Annotated in this window: 16 protein-coding genes; 1 reads left to right on the top strand and 15 read right to left on the bottom strand. The window is 69.0% G+C overall.

Features of this window, described 5'->3' with window-relative positions:
* Nucleotides 1-74 precede the first annotated feature (74 nt).
* The 11 genes from ACIPK3_RS01680 to ACIPK3_RS01630 form a co-directional block, all read right to left on the bottom strand.
* Nucleotides 75-2,063 carry a TIGR03960 family B12-binding radical SAM protein gene (locus ACIPK3_RS01680; RefSeq protein ID WP_402565644.1) on the bottom strand — a complete coding sequence of 663 codons (1,989 nt, stop codon included), beginning with the start codon at nucleotides 2,061-2,063 and terminating at the stop codon, nucleotides 75-77.
* 71 nt (nucleotides 2,064-2,134) lie between these two features.
* Nucleotides 2,135-3,652, bottom strand: a complete 1,518-nt coding sequence (locus tag ACIPK3_RS01675) for a CHAD domain-containing protein (RefSeq protein WP_402565642.1) — start codon at nucleotides 3,650-3,652, stop codon at nucleotides 2,135-2,137.
* A 108-nt stretch (nucleotides 3,653-3,760) separates the two neighbouring features.
* The gene (gene rodA / locus ACIPK3_RS01670; RefSeq protein ID WP_402565640.1) at nucleotides 3,761-4,960 is read right to left on the bottom strand and encodes a rod shape-determining protein RodA; all 1,200 of its coding nucleotides are present in this window, start codon (nucleotides 4,958-4,960) and stop codon (nucleotides 3,761-3,763) included.
* The gene (gene mrdA, locus ACIPK3_RS01665; RefSeq protein WP_402565638.1) at nucleotides 4,957-7,203 is read right to left on the bottom strand and encodes a penicillin-binding protein 2; all 2,247 of its coding nucleotides are present in this window, start codon (nucleotides 7,201-7,203) and stop codon (nucleotides 4,957-4,959) included. Before mrdA ends, rodA begins: the two co-directional genes overlap by 4 nt.
* A 137-nt stretch (nucleotides 7,204-7,340) precedes the next feature.
* The gene (gene mreD, locus ACIPK3_RS01660; protein ID WP_402565637.1) at nucleotides 7,341-8,018 is read right to left on the bottom strand and encodes a rod shape-determining protein MreD; all 678 of its coding nucleotides are present in this window, start codon (nucleotides 8,016-8,018) and stop codon (nucleotides 7,341-7,343) included.
* Between the two features lie 13 nt (nucleotides 8,019-8,031).
* Nucleotides 8,032-8,973: a rod shape-determining protein MreC gene (gene mreC, locus ACIPK3_RS01655; protein ID WP_402565635.1), complete on the bottom strand. Its 942-nt coding sequence runs from the start codon at nucleotides 8,971-8,973 to the stop codon at nucleotides 8,032-8,034.
* A gap of 144 nt (nucleotides 8,974-9,117) precedes the next feature.
* The gene (locus ACIPK3_RS01650) at nucleotides 9,118-10,137 is read right to left on the bottom strand and encodes a rod shape-determining protein (protein WP_006133575.1); all 1,020 of its coding nucleotides are present in this window, start codon (nucleotides 10,135-10,137) and stop codon (nucleotides 9,118-9,120) included.
* A gap of 397 nt (nucleotides 10,138-10,534) precedes the next feature.
* Nucleotides 10,535-10,948 carry a nucleoside-diphosphate kinase gene (gene ndk / locus ACIPK3_RS01645; RefSeq protein WP_402565633.1) on the bottom strand — a complete coding sequence of 138 codons (414 nt, stop codon included), beginning with the start codon at nucleotides 10,946-10,948 and terminating at the stop codon, nucleotides 10,535-10,537.
* Nucleotides 10,949-10,996: 48 nt separating this feature from the next.
* The gene (locus ACIPK3_RS01640) at nucleotides 10,997-11,320 is read right to left on the bottom strand and encodes a DUF4233 domain-containing protein (RefSeq protein WP_402565631.1); all 324 of its coding nucleotides are present in this window, start codon (nucleotides 11,318-11,320) and stop codon (nucleotides 10,997-10,999) included.
* Nucleotides 11,321-11,331: 11 nt separating this feature from the next.
* On the bottom strand, nucleotides 11,332-12,849 hold the full coding sequence (locus ACIPK3_RS01635; RefSeq protein WP_402565629.1) for a bifunctional folylpolyglutamate synthase/dihydrofolate synthase: 1,518 nt from the start codon (nucleotides 12,847-12,849) through the stop codon (nucleotides 11,332-11,334).
* Between the two features lie 87 nt (nucleotides 12,850-12,936).
* The gene (locus ACIPK3_RS01630) at nucleotides 12,937-15,561 is read right to left on the bottom strand and encodes a valine--tRNA ligase (protein ID WP_402565628.1); all 2,625 of its coding nucleotides are present in this window, start codon (nucleotides 15,559-15,561) and stop codon (nucleotides 12,937-12,939) included.
* Nucleotides 15,562-15,698: 137 nt separating this feature from the next.
* Here ACIPK3_RS01630 and ACIPK3_RS01625 point away from each other — a divergent pair, with 137 nt between their 5' ends.
* The gene (locus ACIPK3_RS01625) at nucleotides 15,699-16,640 is read left to right on the top strand and encodes a hypothetical protein (RefSeq protein WP_402565626.1); all 942 of its coding nucleotides are present in this window, start codon (nucleotides 15,699-15,701) and stop codon (nucleotides 16,638-16,640) included.
* 68 nt (nucleotides 16,641-16,708) lie between these two features.
* On the opposite strand, the gene ACIPK3_RS01620 is transcribed toward ACIPK3_RS01625, so the two are convergent.
* From ACIPK3_RS01620 to ACIPK3_RS01605, 4 genes are all read right to left on the bottom strand, one after another.
* The gene (locus tag ACIPK3_RS01620) at nucleotides 16,709-16,993 is read right to left on the bottom strand and encodes a hypothetical protein (RefSeq protein ID WP_402565625.1); all 285 of its coding nucleotides are present in this window, start codon (nucleotides 16,991-16,993) and stop codon (nucleotides 16,709-16,711) included.
* Between the two features lie 190 nt (nucleotides 16,994-17,183).
* Entirely contained in the window at nucleotides 17,184-18,470 is a 1,287-nt protein-coding gene (clpX, locus tag ACIPK3_RS01615; protein WP_402565623.1) for an ATP-dependent Clp protease ATP-binding subunit ClpX, read from the bottom strand.
* A 193-nt stretch (nucleotides 18,471-18,663) separates the two neighbouring features.
* A complete protein-coding gene (locus tag ACIPK3_RS01610) occupies nucleotides 18,664-19,329 on the bottom strand; it encodes an ATP-dependent Clp protease proteolytic subunit (RefSeq protein WP_402565621.1) in 666 nt (221 codons plus the stop codon).
* 70 nt (nucleotides 19,330-19,399) lie between these two features.
* Nucleotides 19,400-20,005: an ATP-dependent Clp protease proteolytic subunit gene (locus ACIPK3_RS01605; protein WP_402566832.1), complete on the bottom strand. Its 606-nt coding sequence runs from the start codon at nucleotides 20,003-20,005 to the stop codon at nucleotides 19,400-19,402.
* Between the last annotated feature and the right edge of the window lie 529 nt (nucleotides 20,006-20,534).

The raw sequence follows: 20,534 nt of genomic DNA, 5'->3' as shown, positions 1-20,534 counted from the left end.
CCGGCCGTTCCCCCACTCCTCCGCCGCGCGTCACTGGACCTTCGTGACGGGCGGCGGAGACCATCCGGCGCCCGTCAGTGCGCGTGACCGCCCGAAGCGGGCGCCGGGGCCGCGTTCTTGACCGTCAGCGGCAGCAACTTCTTGCCGGTCGGGCCGATCTGGATGGACGTGTCCATCTGCGGGCACACCCCGCAGTCGAAGCAGGGGGTCCAGCGGCAGTCGTCGACCTCGGTCTCGTCGAGGGCGTCCTGCCAGTCCTCCCAGAGCCAGTCCTTGTCGAGGCCGGAGTCGAGGTGGTCCCAGGGGAGGACCTCCTCGTAGGTGCGTTCGCGGGTGGTGTACCAGTCGACGTCCACACCGAAGGGGGCGAGGGCCTTGTCCGCGCAGGAGATCCAGCGGTCGTAGGAGAAGTGCTCGCGCCAGCCGTCGAAACGGCCGCCGTCGTCGTAGACGGCGCGGATGACGGCACCGATGCGGCGGTCGCCCCGGGAGAGGAGGCCCTCGATGATGCCGGGCTTGCCGTCGTGGTAGCGGAAGCCGATCGAGCGGCCGTACTTCTTGTCGCCCCGGATCTTGTCCCGCAGCTTTTCGAGACGGGCGTCCGTCTCCTCCGCGGAGAGCTGCGGGGCCCACTGGAAGGGGGTGTGGGGCTTCGGGACGAAGCCGCCGATCGAGACCGTGCAGCGGATGTCGTTGGCCTTCGACACCTCGCGGCCCTTCTGGATCACGTGCATCGCCATGTCGGCGATCTGGAGGACGTCCTCGTCTGTCTCGGTCGGCAGGCCGCACATGAAGTACAGCTTCACCTGGCGCCAGCCGTTGCCGTAGGCCGTCGCCACCGTCCGGATGAGGTCCTCTTCCGAGACCATCTTGTTGATGACCTTGCGCATGCGCTCCGAGCCGCCCTCGGGGGCGAAGGTGAGGCCGGAGCGGCGGCCGTTTCGGGTCAGCTCGTTCGCCAGGTCGACGTTGAAGGCGTCCACGCGGGTGGAGGGGAGGGACAGGCCGATCTTGTCCTCCTCGTAACGGTCCGCGAGACCCTTGGCGATGTCGCCGATCTCGGTGTGGTCCGCGGAGGAGAGGGACAGCAGGCCGACCTCTTCGAAGCCCGTCGCCTTCAGGCCCTTCTCGACCATCTCACCGATGCCGGTGATCGAGCGCTCACGCACCGGGCGGGTGATCATGCCCGCCTGGCAGAAGCGGCAGCCACGGGTGCAGCCGCGGAAGATCTCCACCGACATGCGCTCGTGGACCGTCTCCGCCAGGGGGACGAGGGGCTGCTTCGGGTACGGCCACTCGTCCAGGTCCATCACCGTGTGCTTGGAGACGCGCCACGGGACACCGGACCTGTTGGGGACGACACGGGCGATACGGCCGTCGGGCAGGTACTCGACGTCGTAGAACGCGGGGATGTAGACCCCGCCCGTCCTCGCCAGGCGGAAGAGGACCTCCTCGCGGCCGCCGGGGCGGCCCTCCGCCTTCCACTCGCGGATGATCCGGGTCATGTCGAGCACGGCCTGCTCACCGTCGCCGATGACCGCCGCGTCGATGAAGTCGGCGATCGGCTCGGGGTTGAAGGCCGCGTGGCCGCCCGCGAGGACGATCGGGTCGTCGACCGTGCGGTCCTTGGACTCCAGCGGGATGCCCGCCAGGTCCAGGGCCGTGAGCATGTTGGTGTAGCCCAGCTCTGTGGAGAAGGACAGACCGAACACGTCGAAGGCCTTCACCGGGCGGTGGCTGTCCACCGTGAACTGCGGGACGTCGTGCTCCCGCATCAGCGCCTCCAGGTCCGGCCAGACGCTGTAGGTGCGCTCGGCGAGGACGCCCTCCTGCTCGTTCAGTACCTCGTAGAGGATCATGACGCCCTGGTTGGGCAGACCGACCTCGTAGGCGTCCGGGTACATGAGCGCCCAGCGGACGTCACAGGACTCCCAGGACTTGACGGTGGAGTTGAGTTCCCCGCCGACGTACTGGATCGGCTTCTGCACATGCGGGAGCAGAGCTTCGAGCCGCGGAAACACAGACTCAGCGGACTCGACGGCCTCGGCGGATTCGGCAGGCATCTCAACGAACCTTCGTGAGCTGACAGGGGTGACCATCAAGCGTAACCCGCTCGTGGGACTCCCCCGTACGCTCAGACGGTCGCCCTCGTGCTGATCTTCTTCCAGTCGGCGGGCAGTTCCGCCTCCACCTCCGCCGCCCGGCGCTCCTCGCGTGCGTACAGCAGTCCGTAGGTGAAGGCGCTCTCGCCCGCCGCGTGTGCCACGGCGGACAGCTCGCGCAGGGTCTGCCGGGCCATGACGCTGTCCTGATGCTCGCCGAGCAGCCCCTGGAGGGACTTCATGTCCTTGGTGAGGGCGGCGGCCGGGCCGCCGAGCGCGGGGGTGGCCGCCTCGCCGGCGTACCGGGTCCGCTTGGCCTTCTTGCGGGCCTCGTGCATGGCCAGGTCGCGGTCGTGGCCGGGGTCCAGGTCCAGCGCGTGCGTGATCAGACGGGAGACCTTGGCGAAGTCCTTGCGCACGGCCTTGGCGAGGGCCTTGTCCGGCGCTCCGGCGGCCGCCTCGAGGAGCGGCGGTTCGGTGATCACGCCGTCCAGGGCGTCGAGGAGCGTCAGGTAGCGGTGGGAGTCCAGGACGCCGATCAGCCGGCCGCTCGTCCCGCCGTGGCCGGGTCCCGCCCAGTGGCCCAGCCGCTCGGGCACCGGGCCGGAGACCAGGGCGTCCGGTACCGCGTCGAGGGCTGCGGTCAGGCGCCCGGCGAGGACCTCGTGGTCGCGGTCGACGCCCAGCTCGCCCGCCAGCCACTTCAGCTCGTCGGCGATCGGGTCGGTGACGGTCCGGTCGAGGATCTTGCGGAAGGAGCGGAAGGTGCTGCGCATCCGGCGGGTGGCGACCCGCATCCTGTGCACGGAGTCCTCCACGTCCCGTCGGACGGCCGGGTCGAGCTCGACGATCGCGTCCCGCTGCGCCCGGACGTACGCGAGGACGTGGTCACCGGCGGTGACCGGCTCGGGGCGCCGCTTCGGCCGACCCGCGCCCTTGTGCCTGCGCTTGCCGGGAGTGGTCTCGGCAAGGGCTCTGGCCAGCTTGGACGAGGCCTTCGACGGTCTTACGCCCGCCTTGCGCAGCCGTTTCTCCACCTTGTCCAGGACGGCCGGGTCGGCGTCCTGCGCGAGCTCGACCTCGATCTCCGTCCACTGGGCGGCGCCCCCGCCCTCGGTGAGCCGCTCGGCGCGGACCGCGTCCACGCTCGCCTCGGCCAGCAGCTTGCCCTCGGTGTCCATGAGGTGGCGAAGGTCACGGGCGGATCGCAGCCGGACGACGGGGATCAGCTCGGCGTCGCGGACCCGGGAGCGCACCAGCCCGGCGAGTTCCTCGGGCACGGTGTCGGACAGCGGTGCCTGGATCTCGTCGCGGACACCGGGAGACACCGGGAGTTTCAGGTGCCAGCCGGCGTCGCTGCCTCCGGTGCGGCGGCGCAGGGTGATGGAGTCGGCGGCGAGGCGCTCACCGGCCGTGTCGTAGTAGGTGGCGTCCAGCTCGACGACGCCCTTGTCGAGTACGGCCGCCACCGGCCCGGCATCGGTCAGGTCCGGCAGCCCACTGTCGTCGGATTCGTACTTGCGCTCGATCTCGCGTTTCGCATCCGCCATGCATCGAATCTAGTGCCACGTGCGCCGGGATGGCAGAGCGCGCCGAGGTGAATCAGAGCCAAACTCCAGGGGCCCGGGAGGCGGCTTCGCCGTCTCCCGGACGCTCCCTCACGCCGACATCGGCCGCTGGACGCGGATCGACTGGAGGAGGCCCACCGCCACCCACACCGCGAACATCGACGAGCCTCCGTAGGAGACGAACGGCAGTGGCAGACCGGTGACCGGCATGATGCCGAGGGTCATACCGATGTTCTCGAAGGCCTGGAAGGCGAACCAGGCGACGATCCCGGCGGCGACGACCGTGCCGTACAGCTCGGTCGTCTCGCGGGCGATGCGGCAGGCACGCCACAGCACGACACCGAGGAGGACGATTATCAGGCCGGCGCCGACGAAGCCCAGCTCCTCCCCCGCGACCGTGAAGACGAAGTCCGTCTGCTGTTCCGGGACGAACTGGCCGGTGGTCTGCGAGCCGTGGAACAGGCCCGATCCGGTCAGGCCGCCCGAGCCGATCGCGATGCGCGCCTGGTTGGTGTTGTAGCCGACGCCCGCCGGGTCGAGGTCCGGGTTGGCGAAGGCCGCGAACCGGTTGATCTGGTAGTCGTCCAGGATGTGCAGCTGCCAGACGGCGATGGCGCCGAGCGCGCCCGTGCCGAGCAGGCCGAAGACCCAGCGGTTGGAGGCGCCGGAGGCGAGCAGCACACCGAGCACGATGATGACCATGACCATGACCGACCCGAGGTCGGGCATGAGCAGCACGATCATGATCGGTACGGCGGCCAGGCCCAGGGCCTGCAGGACCGTGCGGTGGTCCGGGTACTTCTTGTCGCCGGCGTCGACCCTGGCCGCCAGTATCATCGCCATCCCCAGAATGATCGTGATCTTCACGAACTCCGAGGGCTGGAGTGAGAAGCCGCCGCCGAGCACGATCCACGAGTGGGCGCCGTTGACCGTCGAGCCGAGCGGCGTGAGCACCAGCAGGATGCCGAAGACCGAGACGCCGTACAGGATCGGCACGGCCGTGCGCAGGGTGCGGTGGCCGAGCCAGACCGTGCCGACCATCAGGGCGAGCCCGATGCCGGTGTTCATCAGGTGGCGGAGCAGGAAGAAGTAGGGGTCGCCCTGGTTGATCTCGGTGCGGTTGCGCGTCGCGGAGTACACCAGCAGCGAGCCGACCAGGGACAGGGCCAGGGCCGCCAGCAGCATCGGCCAGTCCATGCGGCGGGCCAGCGAGTCACGGGCGAAGACCCGGGTCCAGCCCGCGCGCTCGGGGCCGTACCCGGAGACGGAGAAGCTGTTCGCGCCGGTCATGTGAGCTTCCTCCGGCTCCCCCTGCGGCGGGACCTTCTGCGGGTGTCGCGGTTGCGGCTCTCGGGCGAGGCGGTGGTCGCCGCCGGCTGCGACGCGTCCGGGGACGGCGAGCCCGACGGGGTGACCAGGTCCTTGGCCGGGTCGCGGGAGATCTTCGGGGACTTGATCGTGCCGTCCGGACGGACCTTCGGCAGGCTCTTCTGCGGGGTCGGCAGCAGCGCCTTCTTGTTGTCGATCGAACCGTCCGCCTGGACGCCGTACAGCGCGCTGTAGATGTTGCGCACGGCCTCACCCGAGGCGCCGGAACCCGTACCGGCCTGGGCGATGGTCATGATGACCGTGTAGTCCTTGGAGTAGGTGGCCAGCCAGGACGTGGTCTGCTTGCCGTAGACCTCGGCGGTGCCGGTCTTGGCGTGCAGCGCGATCTTGTCCTGCGGCCAGCCGCCGAACTTCCAGGCGGCGGTACCGCGCGTGATGACGCCGGAGAACGCGTCGTTCATGCCCTTGAGAGTGGCCTTGCTGACCGGCAGACGGCCGTTCTTCTTCGGCTTGATCTCCTGGACGGACCTGCCGTCGGGGCTGACGACCGCCTTGCCGATGGTCGGCTGGTACATCGTGCCGCCGTTGGCGACGGCGCCGTAGATCACGGCCTCCTGGATCGGCGTGACGAGGGTGTCGCCCTGGCCGATGGAGTAGTTGATCTCGTCACCCTCGCGCATCTTGTTGCCTTCGAGGCAGTTCTCGTACGCGATCTTCTCCACGTACGAGCCGTCCTTCTTGCCGCTCTTGCACCAGGCGTCCTTGTTGGCCTTCCAGTAGTCGAGCTTCCACTGGCGGTCGGGGACACGGCCGGTGACCTCGTTGGGCAGGTCGACACCGGTCTCCTTGCCGAGGCCGAACTGGTGGGCGGTCTTGAAGAAGTAGTCCTTGGGCTGGCCCTTCTTCGGGTTGATGCCGCCGTCCCGCTTCCATTCGCGGTCCGCGAGGCCGTAGAAGACGGTGTCGCAGGAGACCTCGAGCGCGCGGCCCAGCGAGATCGGGCCGAAGCTCTCCCCCTCGAAGTTCTTGAAGACCTGGCCGCCGACCGAGTACGAGCTCGTGCACGGGTAGCCGCCGTCCCACTCGTAACCGGCCTGGACCGCGGCGGCCGTGGAGACCACCTTGAAGGTCGAGCCGGGTGCGGCCTGACCCTGTATGGCCCGGTTGAGCAGCGGGTAGTCGGAGTTCTTCCCGGTCAGCGCGTTGTAGTCCTTGGCCGAGATGCCGCCGACCCAGACGTTCGGGTCGTAGGTCGGCGCGGACGCCATCGCGACCACCCGGCCGGTCCTGGCCTCCATCACCACGACGGCACCGGAGTCGGCCTTGTAGTTCTCACCGGTGATCTTGTCGAACTGGCCGCGGGCGATCTTCATCGCCTTGTTCAGCTCGTACTCGGAGACCCGCTGGACGCGGGAGTCGATGCTGGTGACCAGGTTCGACCCGGGCTCGGCTGCATCGGACTTGGCCTTGCCGATGACCCGGCCGAGGTTGTCGACCTCGTAGCGCGTGACGCCGGCCTTGCCGCGCAGCTCCTTGTCGTAGTGCCGCTCCAGGCCGCTGCGGCCGACCATGTCGGAGCGCAGATAGGGCGAGTCGGTGTCCTTGGCCTTCTGGATCTCGTCGTCGGTGACCGGCGAGAGATAGCCGAGTACCTGCGAGGTGTTGGACTTGCCGGGGCCCGGGTAGCGGCGCACGGCCTCCGGTTCGGCGGTGATGCCGGGGAAGGCCTCGGAGCGCTCGCGGATCTGCAGGGCCTGCTTGGCGGTGGCCTCGTCGGTGATCGGGATCGGCTGGTACGGCGAGCCGTTCCAGCAGGGCTGCGGGGTTTTGGAGTCGCACAGCCGGACCTTCTGCATGACCTCCTGCGGCTCCATGCCGAGGACACCGGCGAGCTTGGTCAGCACGCCCTTGCCGTCGTCCTTCTGCTTCAGCAGGTCGGTGCGGGAGGCGGAGACGACCAGCCGGGTCTCGTTGTCGGCGAGCGGCACTCCGCGGGCGTCCAGGATCGAGCCGCGCACGGCCGGCTGGACGACCTGCTGGACGTGGTTGCCGGAGGCCTGCTTCTGATACTCCTCGCCCTCGCGGATCTGGAGATACCACAGGCGGCCGCCGAGGGTGCCGAGCAGGGAGAGGACAAGAATCTGGATCACGACGAGCCGGATCTGGACCCGTGGGGTCCGTCCGGTCTCGGGAATGTTGGTCACTGTGGCTGCCTCCCCCTCTCAGAGCGTGGATGTGTGTACGGGCGTCCGTACGAAATACGTCCGTGCGAATGGTGAACGCCCGGCGGGTGCCCCTCCGTTCCGCCGGAATCTACCCGTTCGGGTGAACTCGGGCGGTTTCACAGCCGCTTGACCCCCTTGATACGGCCGACGCGTGTCGTCTTGGCGCGAGCCTTCGTCCTGAGCCCCCCGAGACCGCCGCGCTGGCCGCCGATGCGCAGCCCGGTGCCGGACGAGAGCCAGCCCGAGGAGATGTCGGTGGCCTTGGCGGAGGAACCGTTCTCGGTGAGCGGGTCGTTGTCGGCCTTGCGGGCCAGGAACATGACCCCGGGCACGACGAACGGAGCGAGCAGCAGGTCGTACAGGGCGGCCGAGAACAGCAGGCTGGACAGACCGACGTGCCGGGCGGCGGTGTCGCCCACCAGGGCGCCCACCCCGGCGTACAGCAGCGTCGAGCCGATCGCGGCGGCCACCACCACGACCATGGGGCCGGTGGCCGACTTGAGCCGGCCGTTCTCCGGCTTGATGAGCCCGGCGCAGTAGCCGATGACGCACAGCACCAGCGCGTAGCGTCCGGCCGCGTGGTCGGCGGGCGGGGCGAGGTCGGCGAGCAGACCGGCGCCGAAGCCGACGAGGGCGCCCCCCACATGGCCGTACACCATGGCCAGGCCGAGAACGGTGAGCAGCAGTATGTCCGGGACCGCGCCCGGCAGGTGCAGCCGGGACAGGACGCTGACCTGGCACACCAGGGCGACGACGATCAGGACCGAGGAGAGCAGGATCCGGTTGACACGCATGGGGATTCAGCTCCTACTGCTCTTGCTGGTCGTCGGCGGTCGCGGCGGCGGACGGGGTGACCGTCACGGTCACCGTCGGCGTCGGGGTGGGCTTGGGCTTGACCGGGAGCACCTCGTCGCGTGGGTCCTTCTTCGGACCCTCCACGACGACACCGACGATGTCGAGCTTGCTGAAGCCGACGAACGGCGTGACGTAGAGGGTGCGGGTCAGGCCGCCGCCCGAGGGGTCGATCCGGGAGACGACACCGACCGGGACGCCCGGCACGAACGGCTTGTCGGCCTGGGAGCCGAAGGTGACGAGCCGGTCGCCCTTCTTCACCTCCGCCTTGCCGTTGAGGAGTTCGACGCGCAGCGGACGGTCGCCCTGTCCGGAGGCGAAGCCGAGTTCGTCGCTGCCCTCCATACGGGTGCCGACGGTGAAGTCGGGGTCGTTGGCGAGGAGCACGGTGGAGGCGTCCGGGCCGACGGTGGTGACCCGGCCGACCAGACCGTCCCCGTTCAGCACGGTCATGTCCCGGCGGATGCCGTCATTGGCGCCGACGTCGATGGTGATGGTCCAGGAGAAGCCCTGGGCCGCTCCTATGGCGATGACCTGGGCGCCCTTGATCCCGTACTGCCCCTCGCCCGCGACCTTCAGCATCCTGTCGAGCTGCCCCAGGCGGCTGCGGTTGCGGTCGTCGCTGCCGAGCTTCGCCTTGAGGGTCGCGTTCTCCTTCTCCAGTTTCGCCAGCCGGTCGTGCCGCTTGTCGGAGTTGCGGATCGCGGAGACGGCGTTCCCGACGGGTTCGACCACCGAGGACACGCCGTTCTCGATCGGGCCGAAGACCGTGGCCGCGGCCTGCCGGGCGCCGTCGACCGGGGAGTTCTGGCCACCGCGGATATCCACCGTGATCAGCGCGAACGCGATGGCGATCAGCAGCACCAGGAGCAGCCGGCTCTCTTTCGTGTCCCTCACGTGCGGCGGCCGTGCCTTCCTCAATCGGAATTCAGAACTTGCTTGCGGGATGCGGGCGGGGGGTCGGCGGGAGGTTGTGCCTCTATATCAACGATCCGCCGCACGAGAGGGGATCGTCTCGTACGGCGGAATCGACGAGTTACCTCATCTGCGCGGCTGCGCGTCCAGCACCTGCTGGAGCGCCTCGAACTCCTCGACGCATTTGCCGGAACCGAGCGCGACGCTGTCCAGCGGGTCCTCGGCGATGTGGATCGGCATACCGGTCTCACGGCGCAGCCGCTCGTCGAGCCCGCGCAGCAGCGCACCGCCACCGGTCAGAACGATTCCGCGGTCCATGATGTCGCCGGACAGTTCCGGCGGGCACTTGTCGAGCGTCGTCTTCACGGCGTCGACGATCGCGTTGACGGGCTCCTCGATCGCCTTGCGCACCTCGGCGGCGGAGATGACGACGGTCTTGGGCAGTCCGGACACCAGGTCTCGGCCGCGGATCTCGGTGTGCTCGTCGGTGTCGAGGTCGTACGCCGAACCGATCGTGATCTTGATCTGTTCGGCCGTGCGTTCACCCAGAAGGAGGCTGTACTCCTTCTTGATGTGCTGGATGATCGCGTTGTCCAGTTCGTCGCCCGCGACGCGGATGGACTGGGCGGTGACGATGCCACCGAGCGAGATGACCGCGACCTCCGTGGTGCCGCCGCCGATGTCCACCACCATGTTGCCCGTGGCCTCGTGGACCGGCAGGCCGGAGCCGATGGCGGCCGCCATGGGCTCCTCGATGATGTGCACCTGGCGGGCGCCCGCCTGCGACGACGCCTCGATGACGGCGCGGCGCTCGACGCCGGTGATGCCGGAGGGCACGCAGACGACGACGCGGGGCCGGGCGAGATACCGCCGCTTGTGGATCTTCAGGATGAAGTAGCGGAGCATCCGCTCGGTGATCTCGAAATCGGCGATGACGCCGTCTTTCAGCGGACGCACGGCGACGATGTTGCCCGGGGTGCGTCCGATCATCTTCTTCGCTTCCGCGCCGACCGCGAGGATGCCACCGGTGTTGGTGTTGATCGCGACGACGGACGGTTCGTTGAGTACGATCCCACGACCCCTGACGTACACCAGCGTGTTGGCGGTCCCGAGGTCGACAGCCATGTCACGGCCGATGAACGACATTGAGTTCCCCATCAGGATTCGTCTGGCCTTCCCACGAGCTTTTGAGGGCTTTTCAGGTCGGCGAGGTGGGTGCTGTGACGTGAAGGCTTCCATCGTAGACGCGCCTGCACGAACACTGCGCGAGGGTCTTCGCCATTGTCATCATGCGTGGGGGCGCCTCGCTTCTGGAGACGGCCCAACGGGGGCACACGTTCCCCCGATCGCCACGCATATGTGGAAGGAAGCCCAAAAACGTATCGGCACCCCAGGTCAGGCGTGGGATTCGGGGTGACGGCCACTCAGAAAAATTCCCGAAATATTTGCGCCGGGGAGGAGACGGACCTGCCCTCGAGCCGCCCCGCGCCGGAGCCCGCCCGAGGCAGCCTGAGCTGCCCCGGGCGGCCCCGAGGCCTGATGCCTACGCCTTGCCCGGGAAGAAGATCTTGACCTCGCGTTCCGCCGACTCCTCCGAGTCCGAGGCGTGGATGAGGTTCTCGCGGACGATGACGCCGTAGTCACCGCGGATGGAGCCGGGGGCCGCGGCGATCGGGTCGGTGGGACCGGCCAGGGCACGCAGGCCCTCGATGACCCGCTCGCCCTCGACGATCAGGGCGACGACCGGGCCGGAGGCCATGAACTCCATCAGCGGCTCGTAGAAGGGCTTGCCCTTGTGCTCGCCGTAGTGCTGCTCAAGGGTGTCGTGGTCCAGCGTGCGCAGCTCCAGCGCGGTGATCCGCCAGCCGGCCTTCCGCTCGATACGGCTGATGATCTCGCCGGTCAGGCCGCGACGGACGGCGTCGGGCTTGAGGAGGACGAGGGTGCGCTGGCTCACGAGTGGGCTCCTTCTTACTGATATGTGCGGTGGGACGAGACTACAAGGTCAGGCGAAGCGGGCCTTGGCTTCGTCGATCTTGCGGCCGTAGTGCACGGAGGCCCACCACAGAGCCGCGAAGACCGCCCCCATGAAGTACATGGTGGGGACGAAGACACCGGAGGCGATCAGGGCGAGCTGCAGGCCCCAGCCGAGGGCCACTCCGACCGGCCGGGTGACCACGCCGCACAGGGCCACGCACAGGAACATCGCGATGCCGCTGACCGTCCACACGGTCGACGTCGACAGGTCCGGGTCCTTCATCGCCACCAGTGCGGCGAAGCCGATGACGAAGAACTCGCCGATCAGGGTCGAGGCGCAGAGCGTACGCATGGACTTCCTCCTCAGCCCTTGCCCAGCAGCAGGCGGGCCTCGCCCACCGTGATGACCGAGCCGGTGACCAGCACTCCGCCGCCGGCGAACTCGCCCTCCTCCTCGGCCAGCGTGATCGCCGCCTCCAGGGCGTCGGGCAGCCGCGGCTCGACCTGGACCCGGTCGTCGCCGAACACCTCGACGGCGATCGCGGCCAGCTCGTCGGCGTCCATGGCACGGTGGGTGGAGTTCTGGGTGACTACGACCTCCGCGAAGATCGGCTCGAACGCCTCCAGCAGCCCGCGCACGTTCTTGTCGCCGCTCGCGCCCACGACACCGATCAGACGGCTGAAGTCGAAGGCCTCGCCGACCGCCTCGGCCGCGGCCCGCGCGCCCGCCGGGTTGTGGGCGGCGTCCAGGACGATCGTGGGCGAGCGGCGTACCACCTCCAGGCGGCCCGGGGAGGACACCGCGGCGAACGCCTTGCGGACCGTGTCGATCGACAGCGTCTCGGCGCGCTGCGCGCCGATCCCGAAGAACGCCTCCACCGCCGCGAGCGCCACGGCCGCGTTGTGCGCCTGGTGGGCGCCGTGCAGCGGGAGGTACACCTCGGGGTACTCGCCGCCGAGGCCGCGCAGGGTGAGGAGCTGCCCGCCGACGGCGATCCGGCGGTCCACGACGCCGAACTCCAGGCCCTCCCGGGCCACCGTCGCGTCGACCTCGACCGCCTTCTTCAGCAGCACCTGGGCCGCGTCCACCGGCTGCTGGGCCATGATGACCGTGGCGTCCTGCTTGACGATGCCGGCCTTCTCGGTGGCGATCGCGGCGGGGGTCTCGCCGAGCCGGTCGGTGTGGTCCAGGTCGATGGGGGTGACCACGGCGACGTCGCCGTCGATCACGTTCGTCGCGTCCCAGCTGCCGCCCATACCGACCTCGACCACGGCCACGTCGACCGGCGCGTCCGCGAACGCGGCGTACGCCATGCCGGTGAGCACCTCGAAGAAGGACAGCCGGTACTCCTGCTGGGCGTCGACCATCTCGACGTACGGCTTGATGTCCTCGTACGTCTCGATGAACCGCTCGGCGGAGATCGGGGCGCCGTCCAGGCTGATGCGCTCGGTGACCGACTGGACGTGCGGGGACGTGTAGCGGCCGGTGCGCAGTTCGAAGGCGCCGAGCAGGGCCTCGATCATGCGGGCGGTGGACGTCTTGCCGTTGGTCCCCGTGATGTGGATCGAGGGGTACGCCCGCTGCGGCTCCCCCAGTACGTCCATCAGCGCGGAGATGCGGGCGACGGACGGCTCCAGCTTGGTCTCGCCCCAGCGGGTGGCCAGCTCGGCCTCGACCTCACGCAGGGCCTTGTCGACCTCGGGGTCCTCGGGCCTCGTGGGTACGTCGGCCTGCGGCGTGCCGCCCTGGGTGCGCAGGGTGCGGCTGCCGGCCTCGATGACCGCCAGGTCGGGGTCGCGATCGGTCGCCTCGGCGATGATCTCTTCGAAGGGATCGAGGGGGTCGGGCTGGTCGCTGCTGTCGTGGGGGAGGTCGCTCACGGGGCCAGTCTACGGAGCGCCACCGACAGGGGTGGGGAAGGCCCCCGGACCGTGTGGTTCCGGGGGCCTTCGCCGTCGTACGGGCCGTTACGCCGCCGGCAGCTTGTCCAGCTGGGCCTGGAGGCGGGCGATGTCCTCGTCCGCCTTGGCGAGCCGGGTGCGGATCTTGTCGACCACCTGATCGGGGGCCTTGGCGAGGAACGCCTCGTTGCCGAGCTTCGCCGTGGCCTGGGTCTTCTCCTTCTCCGCCGCCGCCAGGTCCTTGGCGAGGCGCTTGCGCTCCGCCGCCACGTCGATGGTGCCGGAGAGGTCGAGGGCGACCTCGGCGCCGGCCACCGGGAGGGTGGCCGTGGCGGTGAAGCCCTCGCCCTCCGGCTGGAGCCGCAGGAGCTGGCGGATGGCCGCCTCGTGCGGGGCCAGCGCGGTGCCGTCCAGGGTGAGCCGGGCCGGGACCCGCTGGCCGGGCTGGAGTCCCTGGTCGTTGCGGAAGCGGCGGACCTCGGTGATGACGGACTGGAGGGACTCGATCTCCCGCTCGGCCGCCGCGTCCCGGAAGCCGCTGTCGGCGGGCCACTCGGCGATGACGACCGACTCACCGCCCGTGAGGGTGGTCCAGAGGGTCTCGGTGACGAACGGGACGACCGGGTGCAGCAGCCTGAGGGTGACGTCGAGGACCTCGCCGAGGACGCGCTTGGAGACCTCGGCCGCCTCGCCGCCCGCCTGGAACGTGGTCTTGGACAGCTCGACGTACCAGTCGAAGACCTCGTCCCACGCGAAGTGGAAGAGGGCGTCGGACAGCTTGGCGAACTGGAAGTCCTCGTAGAACGCGTCGACTTCCGCGACGACCGAGTTCAGGCGGGAGAGGATCCAGCGGTCGGTCGCCGACAGCTTCGCCGGGTCCGGCAGCGGGCCGTCCACCGTGGCGCCGTTCATCAGCGCGAAGCGGGTGGCGTTCCAGATCTTGTTGGCGAAGTTGCGGGAGCCCTGGACCCAGTCCTCGCCGATCGGGACGTCGACGCCGGGGTTGGCGCCGCGCGCGAGGGTGAAGCGGAGCGCGTCGGAGCCGTACTTGTCCATCCAGTCGAGCGGGTTGACCGCGTTGCCGAAGGACTTCGACATCTTCTTGCCGAACTGGTCGCGGACCATGCCGTGCAGGGCGATGGTGTGGAACGGCGGGGTGCCGTCCATCGCGTACAGGCCGAACATCATCATCCGGGCGACCCAGAAGAAGAGGATGTCGTAGCCGGTGACCAGGACGGAGTTCGGGTAGAACTTCGCGAGCGACTCGGTCTGTTCGGGCCAGCCCATGGTGGAGAAGGGCCACAGGCCGGAGGAGAACCAGGTGTCGAGGACGTCGGTGTCCTGGTGCCAGCCCTCGCCGCTCGGCGGCTGCTCGTCGGGGCCGACGCAGACGACCTCGCCGTCCGGGCCGTACCAGACGGGAATCCGGTGGCCCCACCACAACTGGCGCGAGATGCACCAGTCGTGGAGGTTGTCGACCCAGTCGAAGTACCGCTTCTCCATCTCCTGGGGGTGGATCTTGACCTTGCCGTCGCGGACCGCGTCACCGGCGGCCTTGGCGAGCGGGCCGACCTTGACCCACCACTGCATGGACAGGCGCGGCTCGATGGTGGTCTTGCAGCGCGAGCAGTGGCCGACGGAGTGGCTGTACGGCCGCTTCTCGGCGACGATCCGGCCCTCGGCGCGCAGCGCGCCGACGATGGCCGAGCGGGCCTCCAGGCGGTCCAGGCCCTGGAAGGGGCCGGGGGTGGTGATGACGGCGTGCTCGTCCATGACGGTGATGGACGGCAGGTCGTGACGCTGGCCGATCTCGAAGTCGTTCGGGTCGTGGGCCGGGGTCACCTTGACGGCGCCGGTGCCGAACTCGGGGTCGACGTGCGTGTCCGCGACGACCGGGATGGAGCGGTCGGTCAGCGGCAGCTTGATGAGCTTGCCGATGAGGTGCTTGTACCGCTCGTCGTCCGGGTGGACGGCGACGGCGGTGTCGCCGAGCATCGTCTCGGCGCGGGTGGTGGCGACGACGATCGTCTCGTCGCCCTCGCCGTACGTCATGGAGACGAGCTCGCCGTCGTCGTCCTGGTACTCGACCTCGATGTCGGAGATCGCGGTGAGACAGCGCGGGCACCAGTTGATGATGCGCTCGGCGCGGTAGATCAGCTCGTCGTCGTAGAGCCGCTTGAAGATGGTCTGGACGGCCTGGGAGAGGCCCTCGTCCATGGTGAAGCGCTCGCGCGACCAGGCGACGCCGTCGCCGAGCCGGCGCATCTGGCCGCTGATCTGGCCGCCGGACTCGCCCTTCCACTGCCAGACGCGCTCGACGAACGCCTCACGGCCGAGGTCGTGCCGCGACTTGCCCTCCTTGCCGAGCTCCCGCTCGACGACGTTCTGCGTGGCGATACCGGCGTGGTCCATGCCCGGCTGCCACAGCGTCTCGAAGCCCTGCATGCGCTTGCGGCGGGTGAGGGCGTCGATGAGGGTGTGCTCGAAGGCGTGGCCCAGGTGCAGGCTGCCGGTGACGTTCGGGGGCGGGATGACGACGGTGTACGCGGGCTTGTCGCTCTTCGCGTCCGCCTCGAAGTAACCCCGCTCTACCCAGCGCTCGTACAGCGACCCCTCTACGTCGGCCGGCGCGTACTGGGTCGGCAGTTCGGTGTCGGGCGCTGGTTGCTGCTGCTGAGTGTTCTCGGTCACGGGAGTCAGTTTAGAGGTGTCACGGGGCCGTCCCGAAACGCCTTTGTTCTGTAACGGTGAGACCCCCGGTGCCTGGTGGTCGCCGGCCCTGGGTCAGGATGTCAGGAACACATAAGCATCTGGAGGGGAACCCAGCAATGAGTCACAACCAGCCGGGCCCGTACGGCGGTCAGCCCCAGCAGCCTGGACCGTACGGCCAGCCGGGTCCCTACGGCCAGCAGCCGCAGGCACCCCAGCCCGGCTACGGCTACCCCCAGCAGGCTCCCGCGGGCCAGCCCCAGCCCGGTTACGGCTACCCCCAGCAGGGAGTCCCGCCCCAGCCGAACCCGTACGGCCAGCCCGCGGCCCCCTACGGCCAGGGCGGCTACGTCGCGCAGCCGCCGGCGCCGGGCGGCGGCAAGAAGAAGACGGGGCTGATCATCGGAGCGGTGGCCGTGGTGGCCGCGGTCGCGGTGGGCGTCTACTTCGTCCTCGGCACGGGCAGCAAGAGCGGCTCGGACGTCGCGGACGACGGCCCGCACAAGCTGACGACGCCGGCCAAGATCATCAACGGGACGTACGAGAAGTCGGACAGCGCGAACACCTCGGATGACATGACCGACTCCGACATCAAGGACTTCGAGAAGTGGGGCGTGAAGGGCGCCAAGGACGTCAGCGCCGGGTACCAGAACGGCTCGGGCATCTCCGTGAAGACCATTTCCTTCGGCGGTGTGTACGGAACGATCGCCGACCCCGAGGCCGTCGTCGACGCCATGTTCGCCCATGTCAAGTCCGAGTCCGAGAAGGACAAGGACGCTGGAGACAGCAAGCTGGTCGGCACTCCCGAGGAGGTGAAGCCGGAGGGCTTCTCGAACGGGATCATGAAGTGTCAGGTGGCCCAGATCGACAACTCCGACTCGCCCTCCTCAAGCGCCCCTAAGACCGTGAAACTGCCCCTGTGCATCTGGGCCGACCACAGCACGGCCGCCTTCGTCTCGGCGTTCAGCTTCGCCTCCCTGGCCGCGGGCGACGGCGGTTCGGTCGCCGACACGGCAGACCTCGCGGCCAAGCTGCGCAACGACATCCGCGTCAAGGCGTAAGGACTCGCGCCCAGCATCCCCCGTAGCAGAAGGCGGCTCATGGCGATGAGCCGCCTTCGCCCGTACGGTCAGGCCCGCACGCAGGCGGGCACCGACACCGCGCTCTTCACGTCGATCCTGGCCAGGGCCACGACGCAGGCGGGGTTGGCCGCCTTGCCCAGGCCGGTGTCGATCGCCCCGTGGCTGCACGCCGCCTTTACCTTCGGACCGACGAGGTATCCGTGGCCTGCGACGTAGTTGGAGCAACTGCTCTGCGTGGCACTCGCCGGTGATGCCACGAGGATGGGCAGAGCACCAGCCGCCAGCACGACACCCGCCGCGGCAGCCATGCGCTTGGCTCTCTGGAACGTCATTGTGAGTCCTCCCGTTTTGCACAGCCGGACATTCGAATGCATGTCCGGCTCGGTCGGGTTGACTCGATCATGAACACACACCGACCTCAACTTCCCGTCCGAAGTCTGGCTCGATCCGCTCACCACTTGGCCAACACGCCGACGGGCAGGCACCCGATGCAGGGGTGTCTGCCCGTCGGTGCTGTGAGGCTCAGGCCGACTTCTGCTCCCCGGAGCCCCGGCCGCGGGCGTCGCGCGGGATCAGGGTGGGGTTGACGTTGGAGTGGACGACGTCCGCCGTGATGACGACGCGGGCCACGTCGTTGCGGGACGGGACCTCGTACATCACCGACATGAGGACCTCCTCCATGATGGCGCGCAGGCCGCGGGCGCCGGTCTGACGGAGGATGGCCTGGTCGGCGATGGCCTCCAGGGCCTCGCGCTCGAAGTCCAGCTCCACGCCGTCGAGTTCGAAGAGGCGCTGGTACTGCTTGACCAGGGCGTTGCGCGGCTCGACCAGGATCTGGAGAAGGGCCTCGCGGTCCAGGTTGTGGACCGACGTGATCACCGGGAGCCGGCCGATGAACTCGGGGATCATGCCGAACTTGACCAGGTCCTCCGGCATGACGTCCTCGAAGATGTCCTTGGACTCGAGCTCGCGCTTGGAGCGGATCGTGGCGCCGAAGCCGATGCCCTTCGCGCCGGCCCGCGACTCGATGATCTTCTCCAGTCCGGAGAACGCGCCGCCCACGATGAACAGGACGTTCGTCGTGTCGATCTGGATGAACTCCTGGTGCGGATGCTTGCGGCCGCCCTGCGGGGGCACCGAGGCGGTGGTGCCTTCGAGGATCTTGAGCAGGGCCTGCTGCACGCCCTCGCCCGACACGTCGCGGGTGATGGAGGGGTTCTCGCTCTTCCGCGCGACCTTGTCGATCTCGTCGATGTAGATGATCCCGGTCTCGGCCTTCTTGACGTCGTAGTCCGCCGCCTGAATCAGCTTGAGGAGGATGTTCTCTACGTCCTCGCCGACATAGCCCGCCTCCGTCAGCGCCGTCGCGTCCGCGATGGCGAAGGGGACGTTCAGCATGCGCGCCAGGGTCTGCGCGAGGAGTGTCTTGCCGGAGCCCGTGGGACCCAGCAGCAGGATGTTCGACTTCGCCAACTCGATGGCGTCGTCACGGCCTTGGGCGCCGCCGTTCTCGCCTGCCTGGACCCGCTTGTAGTGGTTGTACACCGCGACGGAGAGGGCCTTCTTGGCGGCCTCCTGGCCGACCACGTAGCCCTCCAGGAACTCGTAGATCTCGCGGGGCTTGGGGAGTTCCTCCCAGCGCACCTCGCTCGTCTCGGCGAGTTCCTCCTCGATGATCTCGTTGCAGAGATCGATGCACTCGTCGCAGATGTACACACCGGGCCCTGCGATGAGCTTCTTGACCTGCTTCTGGCTCTTGCCGCAGAACGAGCACTTGAGCAGATCGCCGCCGTCACCGATGCGTGCCACGGTGTGCTTCCCCTTCGCCTGGGAGACGCCTGGACGCTTTCGAATCCAGCGGCTCCTGGTGCTGCCTTATGTCCGACGGTACCTTGCCGGGCCCCCCGTTCGGGCCCCCCTTGGCACGGTTCACTTTGACGTGGACCGTGCCAAGGGCCACAGAGGGCTGGTTCGGGGAGGGCCCGAGGGAGGGTGTTCCGCGTCAGCGGACGTCGGCGTTGTTCATCTTCCGGGTGGAGATGATCTGGTCGACGATGCCGTACTCCAGCGCTTCCTCGGCCGTGAGGATCTTGTCGCGCTCGATGTCCTCGCGGACCTTCTCGATCGGCCGGTGGGTGTGCTTGGAGAGCATCTCCTCGAGCTGCGTCCGCATCCGGGTGAACTCGTTGGCGATGATCTCCAGGTCGGAGAGCTGACCGCGGCCGGTGGAGCCGGCCGGCTGGTGGATGAGGACGCGCGAGTTCGGCAGCGCCATGCGCTTGCCGGGCGTACCGGCGGCGAGCAGGATGGCCGCGGCGGAGGCCGCCTGGCCCATGCAGACCGTCTGGATGTCCGGCTTCACGAACTGCATCGTGTCGTAGATCGCCGTCAGCGCGGTCATGTCGCCGCCGGGGCTGTTGATGTAGATCGAGATGTCCCGGTCGGGGTCCATCGACTCCAGGCACAGCAGCTGCGCCATGACGTCGTTGGCGGAGGCGTCGTCGATCTGGACGCCGAGGAAGATCACTCGCTCTTCGAAGAGCTTCGCGTAGGGGTCGTACTCGCGGACGCCCTGGGAGGTGCGCTCGACGAAGCGCGGGATGACGTAACGGCTCTCGGGCCGCGGCCCTTCGTAGAGGCCGCTGGCGGCGCCGGGGAAGTTGCTCATGTGCGTGTTCACCGTCCTGGTGGCGTTCTGGGGGCTGGGTTCTCGGCGGAGCGTGGCGTGGCCGGGCCGGTCAGGCACCGGTGCCGCCGCCTCCCGGAACACCGGAGGCATGCGTGATGATCTCGTCGATGAGGCCGTACTCCTTGGCCTCTTCCGGGGTGAACCAGCGGTCGCGGTCACCGTCGCGGATGATCGTCTCGACGGTCTGACCGGAGTGCAGCGCGGTCAGCTCGGACATCGTCTTCTTCGTGCGCAGCAGGTACTGGGCCTGGATCTTGATGTCCGAGACCGTACCGCCCAGGCCCGCGGAGCCCTGGTGCATCATGATGTCCGTGTGCGGCAGGGCGAAGCGCTTGCCGGCGGTGCCGCCGGTGAGCAGGAACTGGCCCATCGAGGCCGCCATGCCCATGCCGATCGTGACCACGTCGTTCGGGATGTACTGCATGGTGTCGTAGATCGCCATGCCGGCCGTCACCGAACCGCCGGGGCTGTTGATGTAGAGGTAGACATCCTTGTTCGGATCGGCGGCGAGGAGCAGCAGCTGGGCGGTGATCTTGTTGGCGATGTCGTCGTCCACCTGCTGCCCGAGGAAGATGATCCGCTCGCCGAGCAGCCGGTTGTAGACCTGGTCGCCGAGGCCACCGCCGAAGGAAGGCTCGCCGGCGGCGGAGGGCATCAGATTCGTCACGTATCCACCTGCTCGTCTTACGACGGCGCCGGGCCGTCTCGCGTGTTCCTGCGTAATCCTGCGTAATCCTGCCGGGGGCTTTCGGGAGACTCCCCTGCCCTCGTATTCAAGGACCCTAACGCGCGGGTCCCTTCGGGGAATCCCGCGGAAGGGGGTGTTCGCCGGGGGCGTAGCGAGGGGGACCTGCGGGGCGGGGGGTGTACGAGCGCGACGCATCCCCTCGGGGAGGAGGAGGGGGCGGGGGTTGGCGGGGCGTCGCGGTGAGGGGGCGCGGGGCGGATGCGCGGTGGTGGTGGGCGCACAGAGTGGCGGGGGGGGCGGGACGGACGCGGGTGGTGGGGGGTGCCGGGGGGGGGCAGACGCGCGGGTGGTGATGGGCGCACAGGGTGCCGGGGGGCGGGGGGCGGGACGGACGCGGGTGGTGGAGGGTGCCGGGGGGCGGGGCAGACGCGCGGGTGGTGGCGGGAGCACGACGGTGCCGGGGCAGGGGGACGTGCCCGCGGTGGCGCGCGGGCCG

This window comes from Streptomyces sp. NPDC086787 (assembly GCF_044745865.1).
GTDB lineage: Bacteria > Actinomycetota > Actinomycetes > Streptomycetales > Streptomycetaceae > Streptomyces.
The sequence above is the reverse complement of the archived record's forward strand: the minus strand, read 5'-3'. Positions and strand labels throughout refer to the sequence as shown.

Bases quoted from the DNA above. Each gene is read 5' to 3' on its own strand.
- ACIPK3_RS01680 (WP_402565644.1), bottom strand. From the start codon at position 2,063: ATGCCTGCCGAATCCGCCGAGGCCGTCGAGTCCGCTGAGTCTGTGTTT.
- ACIPK3_RS01675 (WP_402565642.1), bottom strand. From the start codon at position 3,652: ATGGCGGATGCGAAACGCGAGATCGAGCGCAAGTACGAATCCGACGAC.
- rodA (WP_402565640.1), bottom strand. From the start codon at position 4,960: ATGACCGGCGCGAACAGCTTCTCCGTCTCCGGGTACGGCCCCGAGCGC.
- mreD (WP_402565637.1), bottom strand. From the start codon at position 8,018: ATGCGTGTCAACCGGATCCTGCTCTCCTCGGTCCTGATCGTCGTCGCC.
- ACIPK3_RS01650 (WP_006133575.1), bottom strand. From the start codon at position 10,137: ATGTCGTTCATCGGCCGTGACATGGCTGTCGACCTCGGGACCGCCAAC.
- ACIPK3_RS01640 (WP_402565631.1), bottom strand. From the start codon at position 11,320: ATGCGTACGCTCTGCGCCTCGACCCTGATCGGCGAGTTCTTCGTCATC.
- ACIPK3_RS01625 (WP_402565626.1), top strand. From the start codon at position 15,699: ATGAGTCACAACCAGCCGGGCCCGTACGGCGGTCAGCCCCAGCAGCCT.
- ACIPK3_RS01620 (WP_402565625.1), bottom strand. From the start codon at position 16,993: ATGACGTTCCAGAGAGCCAAGCGCATGGCTGCCGCGGCGGGTGTCGTG.
- ACIPK3_RS01610 (WP_402565621.1), bottom strand. From the start codon at position 19,329: ATGAGCAACTTCCCCGGCGCCGCCAGCGGCCTCTACGAAGGGCCGCGG.
- ACIPK3_RS01605 (WP_402566832.1), bottom strand. From the start codon at position 20,005: ATGCCCTCCGCCGCCGGCGAGCCTTCCTTCGGCGGTGGCCTCGGCGAC.